Origin of the sequence: Hydrogenophaga sp. (assembly GCF_050182545.1) — a bacterium.
Lineage (GTDB): Bacteria > Pseudomonadota > Gammaproteobacteria > Burkholderiales > Burkholderiaceae_C > Hydrogenophaga.
This window is the reverse complement of record NZ_JBFXCD010000003.1, coordinates 231498-254454: the sequence shown is the minus strand read 5'-3', so window position 1 is coordinate 254454 and position 22957 is coordinate 231498. Positions and strand designations below refer to the sequence as shown.

Annotated in this window: 22 protein-coding genes; 4 read left to right on the top strand and 18 right to left on the bottom strand. The window is 64.6% G+C overall.

Features of this window, described 5'->3' with window-relative positions:
* From moaD to AB7P10_RS05015, 6 genes are read right to left on the bottom strand one after another with little or no spacing between them, the layout of a single operon-like run.
* Entirely contained in the window at positions 1-252 is a 252-nt protein-coding gene (gene moaD / locus AB7P10_RS05040; protein WP_428292744.1) for a molybdopterin converting factor subunit 1, read from the bottom strand.
* Complete coding sequence (locus tag AB7P10_RS05035) at positions 249-1547, bottom strand: molybdopterin molybdotransferase MoeA (protein WP_428292743.1); 1299 nt, start codon at positions 1545-1547, stop codon at positions 249-251. Before AB7P10_RS05035 ends, moaD begins: the two co-directional genes overlap by 4 nt.
* A complete protein-coding gene (gene mobB / locus AB7P10_RS05030) occupies positions 1544-2086 on the bottom strand; it encodes a molybdopterin-guanine dinucleotide biosynthesis protein B (RefSeq protein ID WP_428292742.1) in 543 nt (180 codons plus the stop codon). The genes AB7P10_RS05035 and mobB overlap by 4 nt, the downstream gene beginning before the upstream one ends.
* Positions 2083-3528, bottom strand: coding sequence for a threonine synthase (thrC, locus tag AB7P10_RS05025; protein WP_428292741.1), 1446 nt, complete (start codon positions 3526-3528; stop codon positions 2083-2085). Before thrC ends, mobB begins: the two co-directional genes overlap by 4 nt.
* Entirely contained in the window at positions 3528-4850 is a 1323-nt protein-coding gene (locus AB7P10_RS05020; protein ID WP_428292740.1) for a homoserine dehydrogenase, read from the bottom strand. Before AB7P10_RS05020 ends, thrC begins: the two co-directional genes overlap by 1 nt.
* A 27-nt stretch (positions 4851-4877) precedes the next feature.
* Positions 4878-6104 (bottom strand): pyridoxal phosphate-dependent aminotransferase, encoded by a 1227-nt coding sequence (locus AB7P10_RS05015; protein ID WP_428292739.1) that lies wholly within the window; start codon positions 6102-6104, stop codon positions 4878-4880.
* 125 nt (positions 6105-6229) lie between these two features.
* On the opposite strand from AB7P10_RS05015, the gene AB7P10_RS05010 reads away from it, so the two are divergent.
* The 3 genes from AB7P10_RS05010 to AB7P10_RS05000 all read left to right on the top strand — a co-directional run bounded on the left by AB7P10_RS05010 (position 6230) and on the right by AB7P10_RS05000 (position 9210).
* A complete protein-coding gene (locus AB7P10_RS05010; RefSeq protein ID WP_428292738.1) occupies positions 6230-6610 on the top strand; it encodes an Mth938-like domain-containing protein in 381 nt (126 codons plus the stop codon).
* Between the two features lie 177 nt (positions 6611-6787).
* Positions 6788-7264 carry a peroxiredoxin gene (locus tag AB7P10_RS05005; protein ID WP_428292737.1) on the top strand — a complete coding sequence of 159 codons (477 nt, stop codon included), beginning with the start codon at positions 6788-6790 and terminating at the stop codon, positions 7262-7264.
* Between the two features lie 197 nt (positions 7265-7461).
* Complete coding sequence (locus AB7P10_RS05000; protein WP_428292736.1) at positions 7462-9210, top strand: PhoH family protein; 1749 nt, start codon at positions 7462-7464, stop codon at positions 9208-9210.
* A gap of 71 nt (positions 9211-9281) precedes the next feature.
* Here the strand turns inward: AB7P10_RS05000 and dnaB are convergent, their stop codons facing one another.
* The 9 genes from dnaB to AB7P10_RS04955 form a co-directional block, all read right to left on the bottom strand.
* Complete coding sequence (gene dnaB, locus AB7P10_RS04995) at positions 9282-10700, bottom strand: replicative DNA helicase (protein ID WP_428292735.1); 1419 nt, start codon at positions 10698-10700, stop codon at positions 9282-9284.
* A gap of 170 nt (positions 10701-10870) precedes the next feature.
* Positions 10871-11323, bottom strand: coding sequence for a 50S ribosomal protein L9 (gene rplI, locus AB7P10_RS04990; protein ID WP_428292734.1), 453 nt, complete (start codon positions 11321-11323; stop codon positions 10871-10873).
* A gap of 13 nt (positions 11324-11336) precedes the next feature.
* On the bottom strand, positions 11337-11618 hold the full coding sequence (gene rpsR / locus AB7P10_RS04985; protein ID WP_086119488.1) for a 30S ribosomal protein S18: 282 nt from the start codon (positions 11616-11618) through the stop codon (positions 11337-11339).
* A gap of 11 nt (positions 11619-11629) precedes the next feature.
* A complete protein-coding gene (priB, locus tag AB7P10_RS04980; protein ID WP_428292733.1) occupies positions 11630-11917 on the bottom strand; it encodes a primosomal replication protein N in 288 nt (95 codons plus the stop codon).
* Between the two features lie 25 nt (positions 11918-11942).
* Complete coding sequence (gene rpsF, locus AB7P10_RS04975) at positions 11943-12329, bottom strand: 30S ribosomal protein S6 (RefSeq protein ID WP_204733075.1); 387 nt, start codon at positions 12327-12329, stop codon at positions 11943-11945.
* A 198-nt stretch (positions 12330-12527) separates the two neighbouring features.
* Positions 12528-14639, bottom strand: a complete 2112-nt coding sequence (locus AB7P10_RS04970; RefSeq protein ID WP_428292732.1) for a sodium:solute symporter family protein — start codon at positions 14637-14639, stop codon at positions 12528-12530.
* Between the two features lie 4 nt (positions 14640-14643).
* Positions 14644-14904 (bottom strand): DUF4212 domain-containing protein, encoded by a 261-nt coding sequence (locus AB7P10_RS04965; RefSeq protein ID WP_428292731.1) that lies wholly within the window; start codon positions 14902-14904, stop codon positions 14644-14646.
* Between the two features lie 146 nt (positions 14905-15050).
* Positions 15051-15626, bottom strand: a complete 576-nt coding sequence (locus AB7P10_RS04960; protein ID WP_428292730.1) for a tetratricopeptide repeat protein — start codon at positions 15624-15626, stop codon at positions 15051-15053.
* On the bottom strand, positions 15623-15919 hold the full coding sequence (locus AB7P10_RS04955; RefSeq protein ID WP_428292729.1) for a hypothetical protein: 297 nt from the start codon (positions 15917-15919) through the stop codon (positions 15623-15625). Before AB7P10_RS04955 ends, AB7P10_RS04960 begins: the two co-directional genes overlap by 4 nt.
* 173 nt (positions 15920-16092) lie before the next feature.
* On the opposite strand from AB7P10_RS04955, the gene AB7P10_RS04950 reads away from it, so the two are divergent.
* Positions 16093-17547 (top strand): putative nucleotidyltransferase substrate binding domain-containing protein, encoded by a 1455-nt coding sequence (locus AB7P10_RS04950; RefSeq protein ID WP_428292728.1) that lies wholly within the window; start codon positions 16093-16095, stop codon positions 17545-17547.
* A 27-nt stretch (positions 17548-17574) separates the two neighbouring features.
* On the opposite strand, the gene AB7P10_RS04945 is transcribed toward AB7P10_RS04950, so the two are convergent.
* Genes AB7P10_RS04945 through AB7P10_RS04935 form a run of 3 tightly spaced genes read right to left on the bottom strand, consistent with a single transcriptional unit; the run spans position 17575 to position 22951 of the window.
* Complete coding sequence (locus AB7P10_RS04945) at positions 17575-19791, bottom strand: exonuclease domain-containing protein (protein WP_428292727.1); 2217 nt, start codon at positions 19789-19791, stop codon at positions 17575-17577.
* Between the two features lie 31 nt (positions 19792-19822).
* Positions 19823-20200, bottom strand: coding sequence for a response regulator transcription factor (locus AB7P10_RS04940; protein WP_428292726.1), 378 nt, complete (start codon positions 20198-20200; stop codon positions 19823-19825).
* Positions 20201-20215: 15 nt separating this feature from the next.
* On the bottom strand, positions 20216-22951 hold the full coding sequence (locus AB7P10_RS04935; RefSeq protein ID WP_428292725.1) for an ATP-binding protein: 2736 nt from the start codon (positions 22949-22951) through the stop codon (positions 20216-20218).
* Positions 22952-22957 lie beyond the last annotated feature (6 nt).

Below are 22957 nucleotides of genomic sequence, written 5' to 3'. Positions count from 1 at the left end.
TCAGCCCCCGGTGACCGGCGGGAAGAAGCCCACTTCCGCGCCGTCGGTGAGCGCGGCGGACTCTTCGCTCATGGTCTGGTTCAACGCCACGCGCACGGCCCTGCCCGGGGCCAGCGCATCGGCATAGGCACCGCCGCGCGCCACCAGTTCCGCACGCAGGGCTGCAAGCGTCCGGGACTCGGTCTTCAGGGCTTCGCTGCCGGTGCCCAGGGCTTCCCGGATGGAGGCGAAATAGCGCAACTGGATGTTCATGCGAGCAAGTCCGCGAAAGAGATGTAGGACACGGGGTCGCCATGGGCGATGGTGGTGCCGGCCGGGTTGTCGACCAGGCCATCGCCCCAGACCGCCGACGTGAGCACGCCCGAACTCTGGTTGGGGAACAGGTCGAGGCCGCCGGCCGCGTTGCGGCGCACGCGCAGGAACTCGCGGCGCTTGTCCGCCCGCGCCACGGTGAAATGCGCTGGCAGCGTCGTGGCCGGCGGCAGGGGCTGGATGCGGTTGGCGGGCACGCCCTGCAGCTTGAGCAGGAAGGGCCGAACCAGCAACAGGAAGGTGACGAAACTCGAGACCGGGTTGCCCGGCAGACCGATGAAGTGGCAGGCCTGCGCCGCCGCCGCGCCGGCCCCGGCATCGCGCCGCACGGTGCCGTAGGCAAAGGGCTTGCCCGGCTTCATGCCGATCTGCCACAGGTCCAGGCTGCCGAGCTGCTGCACGGACGGTTTGATATGGTCTTCCTCGCCCACGGAGACACCGCCGCTGGTGAGGATCAGGTCGTGGTGATCGGCAGCGGTCTTGAGCGCGGCCAGTGTGGCCTCGCGCCGGTCGGGAACGATCCCCAGATCGCTGACCTCGCAGCCCATGCGCCGCAGCAGCGCACGCAGGAAGAATCGGTTGGAGTTGTAGATGGCGCCCGGCTTCATGGCCTCGGGTGGCACTTCGCCAGGCATGACGAGTTCGTCCCCGGTGGAGAACAGGGCCACTCGGGGGCGCGCCAGCACGCTCAGGTGCGAAAGGCCCAGACTGGCGGCCAGACCGAGGCTTGCCGGTGAAAGGCGCTCACCCCGGCGCAGCACCACCGCGCCATGGGTCACGTCTTCGCCTGCGCGTCGCACCCACTGACCGACCTCGGGCACGCTCTGGACGTGCACGGCGTGGATGTCGCCTCCGACCTCGACCGTGTCCTCCTGCATCACCACCGTGTCGGCACCGGCCGGAAGCGGTGCACCCGTGAAGATGCGCGCGCAGGTGCCCGGCTCCAGGGCCGTGCCCGCATGGCCGGCCGCGATGCGCTGACTCACGCGCAGGACCTGCCCGGGCTCGGTCACATCGGCGGCGCGCAGCGCATAGCCGTCCATGGACGAGTTGTCGTGCGGCGGCACCTGCAGCGCAGAGACCAGATCCTGCGCCAGCACGCGGCCGTCGGCATCGAAGGTGGCGACCGTCTCAGGGGTGGTGAGCGCTTCGACCCGCCCCAGGAGGTCGGCCAGGGCATGGTCCAGCGACAACAGGGGCGCACGCCCAGTAGGTGACTTGGCAACGGCGTTCATGGCGAGGCGGGGCGCGATGCTGCCCGGTATTCGAATCGTTCCGCATTGTCGAGCAACCAGGCAGCCACGTCATCGGGCTGGTTCAAATCCAGCACCGGCAACGGGGTGGCCTGGGGCAAGGCCTGCGCGCTGTCGGTGGCAATGGCGGTGATGCGCTCATCGGCGAGGTATCGCACCGGCTTGCCACTGGCCTCGCGCCACACCTCCACCTTCGGCAGGTCGCTTTCCTTGAAGCCTTCGACCAGCACCCAGTCCACCGCCGGGTGCAGCTCGGCGAGCAGATCGTGCACGGAATGCGCTGCCTGCTCACGCAGCTCACGCATGATCACGAGGCGGCGCGTCGAGGCGGCCAGCACCTCGAAGGCGCCGGCCTCGCGGTGACGCCAGGTGTCCTTGCCCGGGTGGTCGATGTCGAATTCGTGGTGCGCGTGCTTGACCACCGAGACGCGCAGCCCACGCAACTGCAAAGCGGGAATCAGCTGTTCCACCAGCGTGGTCTTGCCCGATCCGGAGAAGCCCGCGAACCCGACGACCTTCATGCGGCGCTGGCGCAGTGGCCGGCGATGAAGTCCTGCACGGCCGCGGTGCTGGCGGCCATGACCGTCACGCGCCTGGGCAGGGCTTCGATGCCTTCGAACTGCGACGGCCGATCAGGCTGGCGGCCCAGCGCCTCGACGATGGTCTCGGCGAACTTGATGGGCAACGCGGTCTCAAGCACGATCATCGACGTGACCTCGCCGCGGTGATCTCGCGCCACCTTCACGCCATCGGCGGTGTGGGTGTCGATCATCACGCCATGGCGCTGAAACACGTCGCGAATGGTGGTCAGGCGATCCGCATGTGTGCTCTTGCCGCTCCGGAATCCAAAGCGCCCTGCGGCGTCCGCAAAGGCCGGATCGCCCCCGAGAGCGAAGCGTCCTTCGCGCGCCAGCGCGTCGCCAAACAGTGCCTTGACGCGCGCACCGTCACGCCCCAGCAGGTCGAACACGAAGCGCTCGAAATTGCTGGCCTTGGAGATGTCCATCGAGGGGCTGGAGGTCTCGTGCGTGTCGGCGCTGGCGCGCACACGATAGACGCCGGTGCGGAAGAATTCGTCGAGTACGTCGTTTTCGTTTGTCGCGACCACGAGCCGGTCAATGGGCAAACCCATCTGGCGCGCCACATGGCCCGCGCACACGTTGCCGAAGTTGCCACTGGGCACGGCAAACGAAACCTGCTCGGCGTCCTTCGTCGTCGCCTGGAAGTACCCGGCAAAGTAGTACACCACCTGGGCCAGCAGGCGCGCCCAGTTGATCGAGTTCACCGTGCCGATCCTGTGGCGGCGCTTGAAGTCGAGGTCGTTGCTGACGTTCTTGACGATGTCCTGACAGTCGTCGAACACGCCTTCAATGGCGATGTTGTGGATGTTCTCGTCCATCAGGCTGAACATCTGGGCCTGCTGGAACGGGCTCATGCGGCCGTGCGGGCTGAGCATGAACACGCGCACACCGTGCTTGCCGCGCATCGCGTATTCGGCCGCACTGCCGGTGTCGCCCGAGGTGGCACCCAGAATGTTGAGCTCCTCGCCACGGCGCGCCAGTTCGTACTCGAACAGGTTGCCAAGCAACTGCATGGCCATGTCCTTGAAGGCCAGCGTGGGGCCATTGGACAGGGCCTCCAGGTAGAAACCGTCGTCCAGCCGCTTCAGAGGGACGATTTGCGGCGTGCCGAACACCGCCTCGGTGTACGTTTTCTCGCACAACGCGCGCAGCTCATCGGGCGGAATGTCGTCGATGTAGAGCGAGAGGATCTCGAACGCCAGCGCCGCATACCCGCCCGGAGCCCCCCCATTGAAGGCAGCGCGCAGACGCTGCAGGCCAGCGGCATCCACCAGTGGGTACTGCTCGGGCAGGTACAGCCCGCCATCGGGCGCCAGGCCTTCGAGCAGGATCTCGCAGAAGCGCTTGCGATCGGCATGACCGCGGGTCGAGATGTAGCGCATCAGTTCAGCTCTTCCTTGCGAATGCGCACGATGGGCGCGAGCACGGTGGGCAACCCCTGGAGCCGGGCCAGCGCATCGTTCATGGTGCCTTCGCGGGTGTCGTGCGTGAGGATGATCAGGTCGGTGGAGGTGCCGCCCTCTCCACTGATTTCGTCCGCTTCGCGCTGCATCACCGCGTCGATGCTGATGCCCAGTTCGGCCAGCAGGCCCGTGACGTTGGCCAGAACGCCGGCCTTGTCGGCGACGCGCAGGCGCAGGTAGTAGCTGGTGACGACCTCGCTCATGGGCAACACCGCCAGGTCGCTCATGGCGTCGGGGTGAAAGGCCAGGTGCGGCACGCGGTGGTGCGGGTCCGCGGTGTGCAGGCGGGTGATGTCCACGAGATCGGCGATCACGGCGCTGGCCGTGGGTTCACTGCCGGCTCCCTTGCCGTAGTACATCGTCGCGCCCACGGCATCGCCCTGCACCAGCACCGCGTTCATCGCACCCTCCACATTGGCGATCAGGCGCTTGCCGGGCACCAGGCTAGGGTGCACGCGCAGTTCGACGCCCTGGGGCGTGCGCTTGGTGATGCCCAGCAGCTTGATGCGATAGCCGAGTTGCTCGGCATACCGGATGTCGGTGGCGCCCAGTTGCGTGATGCCCTCGACGTGCGCCTTGTGGAACTGCACGGGAATGCCGAAGGCAATCGCGCTCATGATGGTGACCTTGTGTGCCGCGTCCACGCCCTCGATGTCGAAGGTCGGGTCCGCCTCGGCATAGCCCAGGCGCTGCGCCTCCTTGAGCACGGTGTCAAAGTCCAGCCCCTTGTCGCGCATCTCGGAGAGGATGAAGTTGGTCGTGCCGTTGATGATGCCGGCGATCCACTGGATGCTGTTGGCCGTAAGGCCTTCTCGCAATGCCTTGATGATCGGGATGCCACCGGCGACAGCGGCCTCGAAGGCCACCATCACGCCTTTCGCGGATGCCGCGGCAAATATCTCGGTGCCGTGCACCGCCAGCAGGGCCTTGTTCGCCGTGACCACGTGCTTGCCCGCCGCAATGGCCTCCATCACCAGGTCCCTCGCGATGCCGTAGCCGCCGATGAGCTCGATCACGATGTCGATTTCGGGATGGGCAATGACGGCGCGCGCGTCGTTCACCACGGTCACACCAGGGCCCACGATGGCTTGGGCACGCGCGGTGTCCAGATCCGCCACCATGGTGATTTCAATGCCACGACCGGCACGCCGGCGAATCTCCTCCTGATTGCGTCGGAGCACGTTGAACGTGCCGCTGCCCACAGTGCCTATGCCCAGAAGGCCTACTTGGATCGGTTTCATGTCGGTCATGGTTGAAGAGCGGGGAAATCAGGTGCCGTGGCGTTTGCGCCAGCCTTCAAGGAAACGGGCCACACGGCCAATGGCCTCGCGCAGATCGTCTTCGTGCGGGAGAAACACGATGCGGAAGTGCTGGTTGTCCGGGTAGTTGAAGCCCGACCCCTGCACCAGCATCACGCGCGTTTCCTGCAGAAGTTCGAGGAACATCTGCTGGTCGTCCTCGATCGGGTAGATCTTCGGATCAAGCCGGGGAAACATGTACAGCGCCGCAGAGGGTTTGACGCAGCTCACGCCCGGTATCGCGGTGATCAGTTCGTAGGCCAGGTCGCGCTGGCGACGCAGGCGACCACCTTCGCACACCAGGTCGTTGATGCTCTGGTAGCCACCCAGTGCGGTCTGGATCGCCCACTGGCCCGGTACGTTGGCGCAAAGACGCATGTTCGAGAGCATGTTCAGGCCCTCGATGTAGTCCCTGGCCGGCTTCTTGTCGCCCGAGACGATCATCCAGCCCGCACGGTAGCCACACGATCGGTAGCTCTTGGACAGCGAGTTGAAGGTCAGCGTCAGCACGTCATCCGACAGGCTGGCGATGGCCGTGTGTTGCACGCCGTCGTACAGCACCTTGTCGTAGACCTCGTCGGCGAAGATCACCAGGCCGTGTTCGCGCGCGATCTCGACGATGGCATTGAGCAATTCGTCTGAATACAGTGCGCCGGTCGGGTTGTTCGGGTTGATGACGACGATGCCCTTGGTGGCCGGCGTGATCTTGCGGCGGATGTCCTCCAGGTCAGGCATCCAGCCGTTGGACTCCTCGCACATGTAGTGCACCGGCGTGCCGCCCGAGAGACTCACCGCAGCCGTCCACAGCGGATAGTCGGGCGCAGGCAGCAGCAGCTCGTCCCCGTCATCGAGCAGCGCGTTGGTCGCCATCACGATGAGTTCGCTCGCGCCGTTACCGAGGTAGATGTCCTCCAGAGCCACTCCTTTGATGCCCTGCTTCTGCGTCTCGTGCATCACTGCCTTGCGCGCCGCGAAGATGCCCTTGCTGTCCGAGTAACCGGCCGAGTTCGGCAGGTTGCGGATCATGTCCTGCTGTATCTCCTCGGGCGCGTCAAATCCGAACACCGCCAGGTTGCCAATGTTGAGCTTGATGATCTTGTGGCCCTCTTCCTCCATCTGGCGCGCAGCGTCCATGATGGGTCCGCGAATGTCGTAGCAGACGTTGGCGAGCTTGGCGGATTTCTGAATCGTTTTCAAAGGCCCTCCAGAGGCGATTGGGATCATGGACGGCGCGTCACGGCCGGCTGGCACCGGGCGTAATATTCGGCCCTACCTGCAGGGAAAACCTGTAATTTGACCACAGTTCCCTCGCCCCTCCGCCCATGAAACTGCACGCAGACAAGCCTGACACGCTGGCCATCACCTCCTATGGCGAGGGCTGGGTCGCGGTCAATGGTCAGCGCCACACTGGCAGTCTGGTGCTTGCCTCCGGCGGCCAATTGCAGGCATGGAACTGCCAACGCTTCGAGGACCTCACTGCAACGCATTTCGAGCACCTGGCCGGTGTCATGGACGAAGCCCCTGAGCTGGTGCTGTTCGGCAGCGGTTCACGCCTGCGTTTCGTGCGGCCAGCCTTGCTGCAGGGCCTGATGACCCACCGCATCGGTGTCGAGACCATGGACTCGGCAGCGGCCTGCCGCACCTTCAACATCCTTGCCGGCGAAGGCAGGCGCGTGGTGCTTGCCCTGTTGATGGAGCCCTGACGCCTCCGCGCGCGCGTGGTGGCAATACTTCCGCATCCGTGACGGAGTACCCCTTTCAGGGTAAAATGGCGGATTGTTTCCTGCAGCGTCTTCCTTGCATCCTGTATGCCAGGCATGCCGCGATGCAGCCGGGAAGCCAACGCATCACCACCAACTCACGTCAGGGGTCCACGCAGTATGGCAGTCGTTGTCAACAAACCCATTCCCGAATTTGAATCGCTGGCCACGGGCGGCATCAAGGTCAGCAACCAGACGCATCTGGGCCAGACCATCGTGCTGTACTTCTACCCCAAGGACAACACCCCCGGCTGCACCACTGAGGCCATGCAGTTCCGCGACAAGTACAAAGACTTCGTGAAGGCGGGCGCCCAGGTGTTTGGCGTGTCGCGCGACAACATGAAGTCCCACGATGATTTCAAGGCGAAACTGGAGTTGCCCTTCGAGCTGATTGCCGACACCGAAGAAAAGATGTGCCACATGTTCGGCGTGGTCAAGAACAAGATCATGTACGGCAAGAAGGTCAAGGGCATCGAGCGCAGCACCTTCCTGATCGGCCCCGACGGCGTGCTGAAGCAGGAATGGCGCGGCCTCAAGGTGCCCGGTCATGTGGAAGACGTTCTCAAGGCAGTCAAGACCCTCAAGAAAGCCGCCTGAGGGTGAAAAAGCGACCGGTGTCAGGCCTGCGTTGACGCGCGGATTCCGCTGTCACTCGACTCGTGCATAATGAATTCATGACACCGGGAAGCTGTTCAGCCCCACCCTCTTGCAACCTGCTATGCAGTTCTCAAAGCCGCCCGGTTTCCCAGGCGGCTTTTTGTTTTCCGGCCTCGCGCTGAACCCACACGCCATCCATGCCACTGCCCCCCGCCCCTTCCAAACGCGCAGCCCTTCTCGCCCCCGATGCCTACTCCCTTCGAGCTGCAGAAGAGCCGCTGGAGTTGCTTGACCCCACCGGGGCTCCAGAGCCCTCTTCGGCCAACGAACCCATCGCGCGCAAGTTGCCCAGTAATACGCGGCCCAACGGACGAGAACGAAAATCAGGGCCACCATCGCCGGTGGTGCTCCGGAATGAGGCACCTCAGGCGCCTGTCGCTCCCTCGCCGCAGGCACGACGGCCGCGCGAAGATGGGCCTGCGGCGGTAGCGCCCGCCAACGTCGCGCCGGTGGCAAGCAAGCGCCGGCGCAATGCGGGCAAGTCCACCTACAGCGGGCCGGCACGGCTCTTCGTACTGGACACCAATGTGCTGCTGCACGATCCGATGAGCCTGTTCCGCTTTGAGGAACATGACATCTTCCTGCCGATGATCGTGCTGGAAGAGCTCGATGGTCACAAGAAAGGCATGACCGAAGTTGCGCGCAACGGGCGCCAGACCAGCCGCACGCTGGACGCCCTCGTGGCGCAACAGGGCGGAGACATGACCAAAGGGCTCAAGCTCTCGGCGACCGGCCATCAGTCGGCCCGGGGCCTGCTGTTCTTCCAGACCGAACCGCTGGACAACGCCCTGCCCGCGAGCCTGCCCCAGGGCAAGGCCGACAACCAGATTCTGGGTGTGGTGCACGCCCTGCGCGAGCATCACCCGCAGCGTGAGGTCATCCTGGTGTCGAAAGACATCAATATGCGGGTCAAGGCCCGGGCTCTTGGCCTCAACGCCGAGGACTACCAGAACGACAAGACACTGGACGATGGCGAGTTGCTGTATGCCGGTGCGCTGGCGCTGCCGCAGGACTTCTGGACGCGGCAGAGCAAGACGATCGAAAGCTGGCAGAGTGGCAGCCACACCTTCTATCGCGTGAGTGGGCCCGCGGTGGGCCAGTTCTACATCAACCAGTTCGTCTATTTCGAAGCACCGGGAGAGCCCTCGCTCTACGCGCGTGTCACCGAGATTCGCGACAAGACCGCCGTGCTCAAGACGCTCAAGGACTTCACCCATCTGAAGAACGCGGTGTGGGGGGTGACCAGCCGCAACCGCGAGCAAAATTTCGCGCTCAACCTGCTGATGGATCCGGAGATCGACTTCGTGACGCTGGCCGGCACGGCCGGCACCGGCAAGACCTTGATGGCGTTGGCCAGCGGCCTCACGCAGGTGCTCGACGACCGTCGCTACACCGAGATCATCATGACCCGCGCCACCGTGAGTGTGGGCGAGGACATCGGCTTCCTGCCGGGCACCGAGGAAGAGAAGATGGGTCCCTGGATGGGCGCCCTTGACGACAACCTCGAATTCCTGGCCAAGGGCGATGGTGGCAACGCAGGCGAATGGGGGCGGGCCGCCACCAATGAACTCATCCGCAGCCGGATCAAGGTCAAGAGCATGAACTTCATGCGCGGCCGCACCTTCATGAACAAGTACGTGATCATCGACGAAGCTCAGAACCTGACGCCCAAGCAGATGAAGACGCTGATCACCCGTGCGGGCCCGGGCACCAAGATCATCTGCATGGGCAATCTGGCACAGATCGACACGCCCTACCTCACCGAAGGCTCTTCGGGCCTGACTTTCGCGGTCGACCGCTTCAAGGGCTGGCCACACGGCGGGCACATCACCCTGGCGCGCGGCGAGCGCTCGCGCCTGGCCGACTTCGCCAGCGAAGTGCTGTGATCGCGATTCACACGACAAAAAAAACCGGCCGAGGCCGGTTTTTTTTGTCGTGGCTCCAGGCACCTGGTGACTCAAAAGTCTCCTCCACCGGCAAGACTCTCAAACCGAGTGAGCATGTTCAGGAACGCCAGCTTCACCGTACCCGTGGGTCCGTTGCGCTGCTTGCCGATGATGATCTCGGCCACGCCAGGCTCCTTGCAAGCGTCCTTGGTGTAGTACTCGTCGCGGTAGATGAACATGATGATGTCCGCATCCTGTTCAATGGCTCCAGACTCGCGCAGATCGCTCATCATCGGGCGCTTGTCGGTGCGCGTCTCCACGCTGCGGTTGAGCTGTGATAGCGCGATCACCGGACACTGCAATTCCTTGGCCAGCATCTTCAAGCCGCGCGAGATTTCTCCGAGTTCGGACGCGCGGTTGTCGCCATCACTGCCACTGCCGCTCATGAGCTGCAGGTAGTCGACCACGATCAACCCGAGCTTGCCGCACTGACGCGCCAGTCGACGGGCGTTGGCGCGCAGCACGCTGGGGTTGAGGCCAGGCGTTTCATCGATGTGCAGAGAGACGTTGCGCAGCTTCTCGATGGCCTCGGTCAGACGTGGCCACTCGTCATCCGTCAGCTTGCCATTGCGCAGATGGGACTGGTTGATGCGTCCGATCGAGCCCACGATACGCACCGCGAGCTGCGAGGCGCCCATTTCCATGGAGAACACCGCCACCGGCAGACCCTCGTTGAGGGCGACATGTTCGGCAATGTTGATCGCGAACGCGGTCTTTCCCATGGAGGGCCGCGCGGCCAGCACCACCAGGTCCCCGGCCTGCAAACCGGACGTCATGCGGTCCAGGTCGATAAAGCCCGTAGGCACGCCGGTGATGTCGTTGGGGTTGTCGGCCATTTCCTGCACACGGTCGAGCAGGTCGACCACCAGCTTGTCCATGCCCTGGAAACCTTCCTTCATGCGCGAGCCTTCCTCACCGATGTGGAAGATCTTCTGCTCGGCCTCGTCGAGGATCTTGTCGACCGGTTTGCCCTGCGTGTTGAAAGCGGCGGTGGCAATCTCGTCGCTGGCTGCAACCAGCTTGCGCAGGATGGCGCGCTCGCGCACGATCTCTGCATAGCGGCGGATGTTGGCCGCGCTGGGAACGTACTGCGCCAGCGAGTTGAGATAGGCCAGGCCACCCGCCTCGTCTGCCTTGCCCAGGTTCTGCAAGTGCTCGAACACCGTCACCACGTCGGCCGGCTTGCTGGCATTGACCAGCGTGGCAATGGCCGAGTAGGTCAGGCGGTGTTCGTACCGGTAGAAATCCGAGTCGTTGACCAGATCAGCAACCCGGTCCCAGGCCCCGTTGTCGAGCAGCAGACCGCCGAGAACGCTGGACTCGGCTTCGATCGAATGCGGAGGCACCCGCAACTGGGCCAGTTGGCGATCACCTGCGCCATCCAGAGCGGGATCAAAGTCAGGGAACGGATTCGAAAAGACAGCGGACATGAGGCCTCGGCGGGAAACGACTATGGTACGCCTCAGGGCGCGTTTGCGGAGTGGACAACCCTGTGGACATCCGGTGCGAATCGCGTGCAAAACCCGGAGCAAATGCGCCATCGCAAAAAAAAACCGCTGCCCGGAGGCAGCGGCTTCTGGCAGCCTGAGCTGCGCTGGGCTCAGGCGGTTTCGCCGAGCACCGACACGTTGACGTCCACCGTCACGTCGGTATGCAGGTTCACGCTCACCGTGTAGTCGCCCACGTTCTTGAGCGGGCCGTTGGGCATGCGGACTTGCGACTTCACGACCTTGAAGCCTTGCTTGTTCAGCTCTTCGCAGACGTCGTGGTTGGTCACGGAGCCGAACAGGCGACCGTCGACACCGGCCTTCTGCGACAGCTTGACCGTCACAGCAGAAAGCTTCTCGCCCAAAGCCTGGGCTTCGGCGTGTTTGGCAGCAGCCACTTTTTCAAGCTCGGCGCGGCGCGCCTCGAACTCGGCGATGGCGTTCTGGGTGGCACGGCGGGCACGGCCGGAGGGGATCAGGAAATTGCGGGCATAGCCGTCCTTGACCTTGACCACATCGCCCAGGGCGCCGAGATTGACAACTTTGTCGAGCAGGATGATTTGCATGTCAGTCTCTCTTTCAGACGCGATGCTGGTCGCTGTAGGGCAGCATACCCAGGAACCGCGCACGCTTGATGGCGGTGTTGACCTGGCGCTGGTAGAACGCGCGCGTGCCGGTCAGGCGCGCCGGAATGATCTTGCCGTTTTCGGCGATGAAGTCGCGCAGGACGTCCACGTCCTTGTAGTCGACCTCTTCCACGTTGGCCACGGTGAAGCGGCAGAAACGCTTGCGCTTGAAAAGCAGCGATTGGGTGTTGCGCTTGGGGCGCTTGTCTTTGTTGAAACGCTTGGGTGCAGCCATGATGGGCCTTCCTATGTTTTGCTGAAATCCTGGATGTGGAACACCACGCCTTTGCCATTGCGCGCGTTGGTCATGAAACCGTGAAACTCACATGCCGCGTCAAGTCCCTGTCGGGAGAGTGTCTCGGCCTGAGCACCGAAGGCCACGGCCCTCAGTTGCAGTTTCACCTGTCTCGGGGTGTCCATCTCGGTGACCTGGGACTCATGCTCAAGCACGAGGTTGACGGCCGGGACGCCTGCCGGTGTGTACCGCAGGCTCTGCACCTGCACCACCACGGCCGACAACTGGAGACGGTTCACCCGATGACGACGACGCGCCGCGGGCTTATGCGGCGGCCTGCTCCTGCGATTGATGCGATGCCGGCTGCTGAAGCTTGCGGGCTTCCTCGCGCTCGACAGACTTCATCATGGCCGACGGGCCGGTATCGGCCTTCTTGCGCAGCACGGTGAGGTGGCGCAGGACTGCGTCGTTGAACTTGAAAGCGTGTTCCAGCTCGGACATCACGGCTTGGTCGGCCTCGATGTTGACGCACAGGTAGTGGGCTTTGGACAGCTTGTTGATCTGGTAAGCCATCTGACGACGACCCCAGTCTTCAACGCGGTGGATCTTGCCGCCGCCGGCGGTGATCATGCCCTTGTAGCGTTCCAGCATGGCCGGAACCTGTTCGCTTTGATCCGGGTGGATCAGCAAGACGATTTCATAGTGACGCATGGACTCTCCTTGTGGATGACAACGCCATCCGGCAAGGATGGCGTTTTCGGTGAAAGCTGCCCCCAGCGTCGGTTGGGGTGCAGCAAGGCAAGCCCGCGATTCTAGCAAAAAACCCGGCACGTCGCAAAACGGGCCGGGTTGGGAACCCACCAGGCGGCGTTGCGCCGGGTGGGTCAAGCGAGCGGAAAAGCGCTGGAATCAGCTCATCTTCAGGCTCGGGTAGCGAACATGCTCCACCAGTTCCTGCACCTTGCGGCTGGGTGCCGGGGTGACGAAACTGAGCAGGATGATGATGGCAAAGCCCACCGGCACACCGAACAGACCAGCCGAGATCGGCTGAATGCCCCACCAGAGTTCCACGGGCGAGGTCACGCCGAAGACGCCGCGCAGCCAGGGCTGCGTCGTCACCATGTAGTAGAACGTGACGCCCAGGCCGGCGGCCATGCCGATCGAGGCTGCCGTCCCGGTGGCGCGCTTCCAGAAGATGCCGAGCACCAAAGCCGGGAAGAACGCCGACGCCGCGAACGAGAACGCAGCCGACACCAGGAACAGGATGTCCGCCGGTTTCTGCGCCGCCACGTACGCCGCGCACAGTGCCACCACCAGCAGCAGGACCTTGGAGATGGTCACGCGGCGCGCGGTCGAGGCATTGGGGTCGATCATCTTGTAGTACAGGTCGTGCGACAGCGCATTGGCGATCGTCAGCAGCAGGCCGTCGGCGGTCGAAAGCGCTGCGGCCAGGCCACCCGCCGCAACCAGACCGGACACCACATACGGCAGGCCGCCGATGGCGGGCGCGGCCAGCACGATGATGTCGCCGCCGATGCTCATCTCATTGAGCTGCAGCAAGCCGTCCTTGTTGACATCCGTCACGGACAGCAGGGTCGGGTCCACCCGGTTCCAGGCGCCTATCCACTCCGGCAAGTTGTTGAACGGCGTGCCCACGAGCACCGTCAGCACCTCGTACTTCACCATCACGGCCAGGGCAGGCGCGGTGAAGTACAGCAGGAAGATGAAGAACAGCGACCAGGTCACCGACTGACGGGCCTCCTTCACGCTGGGCACGGTGTAGTAGCGCATCAGGATGTGGGGCAGCGCCGCCGTGCCGATCATCAGGCAGAAGATGAGCGCCAGGAAGTTGCGTCGCGAGGTGTCGAACGCGGTTTTGGCCGCATCGTCGCCGTTCGGGTCGCCAGCGAACTGCTGGGCATGCCGCGGCATGCCGTTGAGCGGCTTGCTCTTGGCATCTGCGCCGGCTTTGGCCTTGGTCCACGCAACCTTGGCTGCAGCCGGGTCACTGGGCAAGCCACTGAGTGTCTTCTCGGCGGCGGTGATGTCCGCCGTCGGGGCGTTGGCGGCGCGCAGCTCGGCCAGCCTGGCTTCGGCAGCGGCCTTGTCGGCAACCAGCGCGGCGGCGGGGTCCTTGAGCTTCTCGGCCAGGGAGGCAGAACGCTGCTTGTAGATGTCGCGAACCTCGATCTCCTTCGGGTCGGCAATCAGCTTGGCTTCGGCCTGCGTTACTTTCTGCAGCTGCTGGCCATAAATGGCCTGCGGCACCGGCACGCTGGTCTGCTTCACCGACAGCCACACCACCGGGATCATGTACGCAATGATCAGGATGATGTACTGCGCAACCTGCGTCCACGTCACCGCGCGCATGCCCCCCAGGAAGGAGCACACCAGAATGCCACCCAGACCCAGGAAGACGCCGAGTTCGAACGCCACGCCAGTCAGGCGCGAGGTGATGATGCCCACGCCGTAAATCTGCGCCACCACGTAGGTGAACGAGCAGAGGATGGCGGCGAAGATGCCGATGAAGCGCGGCAGGTTGCCGCCGTAGCGTTCACCCAGGAAGTCGGGAATGGTGAACTGCCCGAACTTGCGCAGGTAGGGCGCAAGGAACAGCGCCACCAGACAGTAGCCTCCGGTCCAGCCCATGATGAAGGCCAGTCCGCCGTAGCCCGTCAGGTACAGGGTCCCGGCCATACCGATGAACGACGCGGCAGACATCCAGTCCGCGCCGGTGGCCATGCCGTTGTAGACGGCGGGTACCCGTCGTCCTGCAACGTAGTACTCGGCGGCGTCGGTGGTTCGGCTCATGATGCCGATGCCGGCGTACAGACCGATGGTGGCCAACAGAAAGATGAAGCCGATCCATTCGCGCGACAAGCCCATCTGCTCGAGAATGGCCAGGGCCACCACGAAGATGAAGAAGCCACCCGTGTACCACTTGTACACCTTGTTGAGTTGTTGCTTGAAGGCCTTGTTGGAGCCTCCGCCTGCGCCTGCAGTTTCAAACATGCCTGCCATGGTGTTACTCCTCGGTCTCTTCGACACCGTGCTCGATGTCGAGTTTGTTCATGTACCAGGCGTAGTAACCAATGATGGCCACGTACACCACCAGGGCCCCCTGCGCGCCCACCCAGAAACTGAAGGGCCATCCGAAGAAGTTGAAGCTCAGCTCGCGGGCGAAGTAGCTCACGACGAATGTGACCACGAACCATATTGCGAGCAATGTGGCCGTGACGTTCAGGTTTTTCCGCCAGTAACGGCGGTGCTTGTCTGTCAGTTCCATGCGATCGACCTCCATCAACAACACCCTTTCGGGCACGTCACGAACACCGCCCATCTCCTCCAGACGGTCTGCAACCGGTCCGCGTTTTTCGGTCGACAGCTGGCGCCATAGACCCCTTTTCTCAGCCACGCTACCGTGGCGCGACATCAGGCCCGGGATGACCCCAGGCCGGTCTCGCGCTCCAGCTGCGCAGCCACTTTGGGCTCGAACCCGCGCAGGTGGCGAATGATCTTCGCCGCCTCCTCGGGTTCTTGCCGGTCGACATGAACCCGGGCCAGCTGGTACCAGCCGTAGGGGCTCATGGGTTGCAGTTCTGTGTTCTTGCGCAGCGCGGTGACGGCTTCGTCGAAACGCTGCTGGCGGATGAGGCTCAGCGCCAGGCCGTACCAGGCACGGTCGAGCCTGGGGTCGATGTCGAGTGCGCGCCGAAACGCCTCTTCGGCCTGTTCGAGCAGACCCATTTCTTCGCTGAGGAATCCCAGGTTGAACCAGGGAGGCGCCGCCTGTGGTTGCAGGGCCACCTGGCGCTGCAACGCCTGCAATGCCCCTGCCTTGTCGCCCATCTCCGCCCGCAAATGGGCTTGCGTCGCGAGCGCGTACACGTCAGCGGGGTCGTTCTGCAGCCATGCGTCCAGACGGTCCAGCGCCGTCTGGCGCTGCCCGAGCAGCAGCAGGACACGCATCTGCCAGCGCGCGAACATCTGATCGAGGGTGCGGCTCACTGACACAGCGCCACCCCGATCTTGAGACAGTGGTTGATCTTGGCCCAGGTTGCCGCCAGCCACACGAAGGCCAGAAGCAGGAACGCCACCAGGGGGAGGTGGCGTTCGAGCACGACCCTGGGGGTCAGGAAGCGGGCAACCTTCACAAAAGGCAGGCCCACCTGCTGCAGCACCTGATAGAACAGGTTCTGGTGTTTTCGTTTGCCGGCCAACAGGCCCAGGACCCACTGGCCAAACAGGGCAAGCAGGGCAATTTCGGCAACGAGTTTGACAGCGGAGACAAACAGCAGCATGAAGCCCTCGGGTAGCTTGGCGCCATTCTGGAGCGCTACCTTACCGCGTTCTTACAAAAGGCAGCGCTGCGCTGCACGGCGAGGCGAAACCCTCTAGGTGTATACCCGCAGAGCAGGCGAAGCGCGATTTCCGGGATGACCAAAGTACTCGTTCATGACACCATCGCAGTGCCATGACGCAAGCCGCCAATGCCGCCGACACCGCCCCCAACATCCTGGCCACGCCGCTGCGCTCGCTGATCCAGCGGGCGCCTGTCGCTCTGCCCGCAACAGCCACCATCCGCGATGCGGCACAACTCATGAGCGAGCAGCGCGTGTCCTCTGTGCTGATTGTCGAGCAGGGCGTTCTGTTCGGTCTGGTGACCGACCGCGACCTGCGCAACCGGGTCGTGGCCACGGGCATCGACACGCAGCGCCCGGTGATGGACATCGCCACGCTCGCACCGGTGTGCGTCGACGTCGACGGCATGGCCTTCGATGCGCTGCTGCTCATGGCGCGCAACAACGTCCATCACATGCCGGTGCTCGATGGGCACCGTGTGGTCGGCCTTCTGACCGCCAACGACCTGACCGAGCACAACAGCGGTTCGGCGGTCTTCATCGCGGGCGAGATCCACAAGCAGACCACGGTCGAAGGCCTGCAGAAGGCCGTCGCCAAGGTGCCGCAGTTGCAACAGAGTCTGGCCGCGGCCAGTGCAACGGCCTACGGTACCGGCCACATCATCACGGCGATCACCGACGCGGTCACGATCCGCTTGCTGCACCTCGCCGAGTGCGAGCTGGGGCCACCCCCGGTGGACTACGTCTGGGTGGCGGCAGGCTCCCAGGCGCGCAGCGAACAGACCGCGAAAACCGACCAGGACAACGCTCTCGTGTTGGACGACAGCTACGACGAGGCGCGCCACGGTGACTACTTCCGCTCCCTCGCGCGGCGGGTGTGCGACGGCCTGCACGCCTGCGGCTACGTGCACTGCCCGGGCGACATGATGGCCATGAACGATGCGTGGCGGCTGCCGTGCAGACGCTGGGCCGACTTGTTCGCGCGCTGGATTGACGAACCCGACCCAAAGTCGCTGATGCTGACCTGCGTGTTCTTCGACCTGCGGGCCGTGCACGGCCGAGGTGAGTTGCTGGACACGTTGCGCCGCGATGTGCTCGAACGCACCCGAAAGCAAAGCATCTTCCTGGCCTACATGGTGGGCAATGCCTTGAGCCACCAGCCGCCATTGGGCATGTTCAACCAGCTCACGCTGCTGCGCAGCGGCGAACACAAGGGCACGGTGGACCTCAAGCACAACGGCATCGTGCCCATCGTCGATCTGGCGCGCGTGTGTGCTCTGGGTGGTGGAGACGAATCCGTGAACACGCACGACCGGCTGCTGCACGCCGCGAGCAGCGGCGTCCTGAGTGAACACAGCGCGCGGGATCTGCGCGACGCGCTGGAGTTTCTGGCCGCCACGCGCATCCGGCACCAGGCGCGCCAGATGGCCCAGGGGCAACCGCCCGACAACTTCCTGAGCCCAACGGAGGTATCCAATTTCGAGCGTTCCCAGCTCAAGGACGCGTTCCGGGTCGTCAAGACCTTGCAGGAGGTCCTGGGCCAGCGCTTTCAGGCCGGGCGCTTCTGAGCGTCCCACGCGGCGTGTCCAGACGCCTCAGTACTTCAGGCGCGCGTAGTACGTCCGCTGAGAAGCCTCGCGTGCCTGCCCCAGCGTGTGGATGCCACGCTCGGCCAGCTGTGGCAACAGCTTGAGGAATATCTCGGCGGTCACCATGGCGTCGCCCATGGCGGTGTGCCGACCAATCACGGGCACGTCGAGGCGCTCGGCGATGGCTTCCAGCCGGTGCGAATCCTGGTTGGGATGCAGCACGGCCGACAACAGCAGCGTATCGAGCACCGGCTGATCGAACACCACGCCGGTCTGCTTCTCCTTGAGTTGCAGAAAACGCATGTCGAAAGCCGCGTTGTGCGCCACCAACACCGTGTCTTGCGCAAACGCCCAGAAGGCCGGCAGCACCTCGGCGATGGCTGGCTGATCGGCCACCATGGAAGGCTGTATGCCATGGATCGGAATCGAGGCGGCGGGAATCGCCCGGCGGGGATTCACCAGTTGTTCAAAGCATTCATGGCGCAGCAGCTTGCCATTGACGATGCGCGCCGCGCCGATCTGGATGATCTCGTCACCCTGTGCCGGGTCCAGGCCGGTGGTTTCGGTATCGAACACGGTGTAGGCCAGATCGCTCAGCGGCCGATCATCCAGCGAACGGGTCTGCTCGGTGGTGCGAAAAAGGTCAAAGTCGTAGTACTCGGGCCGGCTCTCTCCGCGCAGGTACAGCGTCGCGTCCGATCGGTCCTGCGGATCGGCCAGCGGCACCAGCAGCCGGAAGAAAGCATGGTGGCGCGTGCGCTCGCGCTCGAACCAGAACGCGCCACCGTGACGCTCGACCACATCGCGCACCGTCAGGCCTGCAGCATCGGCGCCGCCCACCTTCATGGGATCAAGCTCCCAGCTCATCACGGTCTCGGTGCTCATGGCCTGGCCCGACCAGATCAAGTCGAGCTGCGCGCGGCCGCTGGCCGCAGGCGCGGGCGTGAGCCGCAGTTCCACAAAGCGCACACCGAATTCGTCGGACAGCCGGCCCGCCAGGTACACCAGCACCTGCAACAGCGAAAAGCTCTCCACCCTCAGCCACAAAGAGGCGTCCACTTCGAGTGTGGTGGCCGACATCCCGGTCACCGTCTCAATGCGCCGCATCGCCGCGTTCAACAGGTCGGTGCCCAACATGTCCTCGAGTGGCCAGCGTGCCTTGAAGCCGCGGGAGGCTTCGGCGTCCAGCACGGCGATGCGCTGGCTCAGCGCCCGCGTCTCTTCGCGGATCACCCCCAGAAAACGCTCGCGCGCCGAAGTCTCCAGATCAGGGTGGTCCAGCACGTCGAGCGCCGCCTGCATGTTGGCCAGGGCGGAGCGGCTGCCTTCGGTCAATGCGTGCAACGCGTGGTCGCGGTGGGACGCCTGCTCGTAGTCGCGGGTGATGTTGTCGAGCATCAACACGAAGCCGCTGAGCTCGGCGCGGTCGGCCACCAGTTCGGCGGTGTCGGGCAGGCTCATGGCCTGGGCCGAGCGCACGGGCGCCATCTGCACACGCAGCAGTTGCCCGGTCGCGGTGGTGGTGACGAACTGGGTCGAGGGTTGCCCGATGCCGCGCAGCATGCGCTGCTGGATGTTCTCCAGTGCATGCGCCACCAGCTTGCGGTCAAACACGGTGTAGATGGAGCGCCCCAGGCCGAGCAACTCCGCGCCGCCACCCACGCCCGAGGTGTGCGAAAGCGCCTGGAACTGCTGGCGCGCGCGCTGGTTGTAGAGCAGCACGCGCCCGTCCAGGTTGCAGACCACCACACTCTGCGTAAGCTCGGACATGAGCGCGGCCAGGCGGCTTTTCTCCTGTTCGATGTCCCGGCTCGCTTCGCGCACGCGTGTGTCCATGTCGCGGCGCAGCAGGGTGAGCTGCGCCACGAGGTGATTGATCAGATGGGCGAGCGCCCGGATTTCGGCGCTGCCTCGCGCGGGCAGCTCGCGCTCGACTTCGGTGCTGGCCAGCACCCGCCCCTGCTCGACCAGCTGGGCTGCGGGCGCCACGAAGTGCGCCAGCAAAGCGCGCACGGTCACCCCCGCAGCAGCAACGAGCACCAGCCCCATGAGCACGAGCAGGGGGGCGCGCGGCCCCAGCATGGACGCCACCTCGGCGCGCTGCGCCGTGTCCAGCGCGGCCCATAGCACCACCGCGACGAGAACCAGCCACAGTGCCACCCCCGCACAGAGGGCGGCCACGCCCGCAAGCCATCGGCGGTCAACAGGGCGACGCCGGCTCATCGCAAGAACTCCGTGGGACGGCACGTCGCGCTCATCCGCCCCCCTGCCCCAGCATCTCGTGCACCTTGTCCACCAGCTCTCGGGTGGAGAAGGGTTTGGTCATGTAGGCATTGGCCCCCAGGGCCAGTCCCTTGGCCACGTCGGTGTCGCGCCCTTTGGCGGTGAGCATCACGATGCGCGTGTCCTGCAAAGCGTCGTTCGCGCGCACCTCGCAACAGACGTCGAAGCCGGTCTTGACCGGCATCATCACGTCCAGCAGCACCAACGCCGGGCGCTCGCGCACGATGGCATCGATGGCCTCCTGGCCGTCGCGCGCGAGCACCACCTCGAACCCCTCGCGCTTCATGAGGAACTCCAGCGAAATCAGGATGTTCGGTTCGTCGTCCGCAATCAGGATCTTGTGGCCCATGCGTTGTCTCCGTGGTCAGGTGGCCAATACCACCGCGCGTGGCAGGAAGAAGCCAAACGTGGCGCCCTGGCCGGGGGCGGAACGCAGCCACATGCGCCCACCAAAGTGGGCCACGATCTGGCGGCTGATCGGCAGACCCAGGCCTGTGCCCCCTGGCCGGTAGTGGGCATCGCCCTCCACCTGCCGAAACCGCTCGAACACCATGTCTTGCTGGTCCAGCGGAATGCCAGGCCCATTGTCCTGCACCAGCACTTCCACGCCTTCGTCGGTCTCCTCCAGCTTCAGCACCACATGACCCGTGCCCCGAGGAGCGTATTTTGCGGCGTTCGACAGCAGGTTCAACACCACCTGCGTGAGCCGGTCGGCGTCGGCGCGGATCGGGCGCACCCGCTCGGGCAACACCCGCTCCAGCACCACGCCGCGCTCACGGCAGGTCTCCTCCATGGTGCGTGCCGCCTGTTCGAGCAACTCGCGCATGTCCAGCGTGGTCGTGTGCCACTCGGCGTGGCCGGCCTCGATCTTGGCCATGTCCAGCACCTGGTTCACCAGCCGGCTCAGGCGCTCGGTCTCGGCCACGATGATGTCGACGAACTGCTGGCGTTGCGCGGTGTCCATGTTCGCATCGTCGCGCATGAGTTCGGCCAGCGCCCTGATCGATGTCAAGGGTGTGCGCAGTTCGTGGGTCACGGAGGACATGAAGTCGTCCTTGAGGCGGTCCAGGCTCTTGAGCTGCTCGTTGGCCGTTCGCAATTCGGCCGTGGCCTGCTCCAGCGAGCGAGACTTGTCTTCCAGCGCATGCGAGTAGGCGCGCAGCTGCGAGGCCTCGTCCAGGATGCGCATCACATCGTCCAGGTCAAGCGCTTCCTCCTCCACCACCGACGAGACCATCACGCGCGCCGAGGCGCTGCCGATGGCACCGGCCAGCTGGGTCTCGACGAAATGCACCAGCCGCGCATCGGCCGGAATCTGGTCAACGCGCGCGACGCCCACACGGTGCGCGTACTCGGTGAACAGGCGCTGAGCCGTGTCGACGCCGAGGAAACGACCGACCAACGGCAGCAGGGCCGACACCTGGGCCTTGCCCTGCCAGAACACCGGCCGCGTCCCGGCGTTGCGGTGGAATACGTCGACGAACAGCAGGGCCTGGCTGGTCTCGCGCGCCGACGGTGGGCGCCACAGAGACACACCCACATACCCCACCAGGTTGGCCAGCAGGCTCCAGAACAGCGAGTGCGTGAGGTTGTCCAGTCCCTTGAGGCCGAGGAAGGTTTCGGGCATCAGCCATGCCTGCCCCCAGGGGCCATGTTCCAGAAAACCACCGGGCAGCCAGCCCGACTTGGCCAGCGAGGGCAACATGAGGGTGTAGGCCCAGAAGCCGAAGCCCAGCAGCAAGCCGGTGAGTGCCCCACCCTGCGTGCCGCCTTTCCAGTACATGCCGCCCAGCAGCGCGGGCGCGAACTGCGCCACCGCCGCGAAGCTGATGAGCCCGATGCTCACCAGCGCATAGGCTTCGCCCGCGAGGTGGAAGTACAGATAGCCCAGCAGCAGGATGCCCAGGATCGCCAGACGCCGGATCAGCAGCAACAGGCCGGTCAGGTCACCACTGGCGCGCGCGCCGAAGCGGTGCATGCGCAACAACAGCGGCATCACCAGGTCGTTGCAGACCATGGTGGAGACCGCAATGGCCTCGACGATCACCATGCCGGTGGCGGCCGACAAGCCACCGACAAAGGCGAACAGCGCCAGCGCGTACCAGCCCTGCGACAGCGGCAGCGAGAGCACGAAGGTCTCCGGGTCCATGCGGCCGACGCCGAAATGCAGCAGGCCACCGACGGCAATCGGGAGCACGAACAGGTTGATCAGCAACAGGTACAAGGGGAACGCCCAGACCGCGCGCCGCAGGTGCTGTTCGTCGACGTTCTCCACCACCATCATCTGGAACTGGCGCGGCAGGAAGATCACCGACAGCATGGCCAGCAGGGTGAGTCCCAGCCACTGGGCGTAGGCAAACGGCTGGCCCTGGTCGAACTGCAGCAGGAGGCGCAGTGCCTCGATTTCGCGGGCACGCTCGAACAATTCGGCCGGGCTGCCGAACAGGCCGAAGCTCACGAACAGGCCGACCGCGAGAAACGCCACCAGTTTGACCACGGACTCGAACGCGATCGCTGCCACCATGCCTTCGTGGCGTTCGGTGCTGTCGTGGTGGCGCGCGCCGAACACGATGGTGAAACCCGCCAGCGCAATGGCCACATAGAGCGTGCTGTCGCTCCACCAGTCCGCGCTCTGCACCGCCGGCTGGCCCAGCGGCGAGGTCAGCACTGCGTAACCACTGGCGATCGCCTTGAGCTGCAGCGCAATGTAGGGCACGATGCCCACCACCGTGATCAACGTCACCAGGCCGGCCAGCAGCTGGCTCTTGCCGTAGCGGCTGGCAATGAAGTCGGCGATGGAGGTGATGCGCCAGGTCTTGGCAATGCGGATCATCTTGCGCACCACCATCCAGGCCAGGAGCATGGCCAGCATCGGGCCCAGGTAGATCGGCAGGAACCACACACCCGACGTGGCCGCGCGGCCGACACTGCCGAAGTAGGTCCAGGCGGTGCAGTACACCGCCAGCGACAGCGCATACACCCATGGGCTGGCGATCACCGAACGCCCCTGCAGGGCGCGCAGATCGGCCCAGTAGGCCACGGCGAACAGGAGCAACAGATAGGCGAAGGAAACGCCGATGACCAGTGGAGCGGACAGCATGGCCGG

What these genes read in the sequence shown, in the direction of transcription:
- moaD (WP_428292744.1), bottom strand. Translation starts at nt 252, where the DNA reads ATGAACATCCAGTTGCGCTATTTCGCCTCCATCCGGGAAGCCCTGGGC.
- AB7P10_RS05035 (WP_428292743.1), bottom strand. Translation starts at nt 1,547, where the DNA reads ATGAACGCCGTTGCCAAGTCACCTACTGGGCGTGCGCCCCTGTTGTCG.
- mobB (WP_428292742.1), bottom strand. Translation starts at nt 2,086, where the DNA reads ATGAAGGTCGTCGGGTTCGCGGGCTTCTCCGGATCGGGCAAGACCACG.
- thrC (WP_428292741.1), bottom strand. Translation starts at nt 3,528, where the DNA reads ATGCGCTACATCTCGACCCGCGGTCATGCCGATCGCAAGCGCTTCTGC.
- AB7P10_RS05020 (WP_428292740.1), bottom strand. Translation starts at nt 4,850, where the DNA reads ATGAAACCGATCCAAGTAGGCCTTCTGGGCATAGGCACTGTGGGCAGC.
- AB7P10_RS05010 (WP_428292738.1), top strand. Translation starts at nt 6,230, where the DNA reads ATGAAACTGCACGCAGACAAGCCTGACACGCTGGCCATCACCTCCTAT.
- AB7P10_RS05005 (WP_428292737.1), top strand. Translation starts at nt 6,788, where the DNA reads ATGGCAGTCGTTGTCAACAAACCCATTCCCGAATTTGAATCGCTGGCC.
- AB7P10_RS05000 (WP_428292736.1), top strand. Translation starts at nt 7,462, where the DNA reads ATGCCACTGCCCCCCGCCCCTTCCAAACGCGCAGCCCTTCTCGCCCCC.
- dnaB (WP_428292735.1), bottom strand. Translation starts at nt 10,700, where the DNA reads ATGTCCGCTGTCTTTTCGAATCCGTTCCCTGACTTTGATCCCGCTCTG.
- rplI (WP_428292734.1), bottom strand. Translation starts at nt 11,323, where the DNA reads ATGCAAATCATCCTGCTCGACAAAGTTGTCAATCTCGGCGCCCTGGGC.
- rpsR (WP_086119488.1), bottom strand. Translation starts at nt 11,618, where the DNA reads ATGGCTGCACCCAAGCGTTTCAACAAAGACAAGCGCCCCAAGCGCAAC.
- rpsF (WP_204733075.1), bottom strand. Translation starts at nt 12,329, where the DNA reads ATGCGTCACTATGAAATCGTCTTGCTGATCCACCCGGATCAAAGCGAA.
- AB7P10_RS04970 (WP_428292732.1), bottom strand. Translation starts at nt 14,639, where the DNA reads ATGGCAGGCATGTTTGAAACTGCAGGCGCAGGCGGAGGCTCCAACAAG.
- AB7P10_RS04965 (WP_428292731.1), bottom strand. Translation starts at nt 14,904, where the DNA reads ATGGAACTGACAGACAAGCACCGCCGTTACTGGCGGAAAAACCTGAAC.
- AB7P10_RS04955 (WP_428292729.1), bottom strand. Translation starts at nt 15,919, where the DNA reads ATGCTGCTGTTTGTCTCCGCTGTCAAACTCGTTGCCGAAATTGCCCTG.
- AB7P10_RS04950 (WP_428292728.1), top strand. Translation starts at nt 16,093, where the DNA reads ATGACGCAAGCCGCCAATGCCGCCGACACCGCCCCCAACATCCTGGCC.
- AB7P10_RS04945 (WP_428292727.1), bottom strand. Translation starts at nt 19,791, where the DNA reads ATGAGCCGGCGTCGCCCTGTTGACCGCCGATGGCTTGCGGGCGTGGCC.
- AB7P10_RS04940 (WP_428292726.1), bottom strand. Translation starts at nt 20,200, where the DNA reads ATGGGCCACAAGATCCTGATTGCGGACGACGAACCGAACATCCTGATT.
- AB7P10_RS04935 (WP_428292725.1), bottom strand. Translation starts at nt 22,951, where the DNA reads ATGCTGTCCGCTCCACTGGTCATCGGCGTTTCCTTCGCCTATCTGTTG.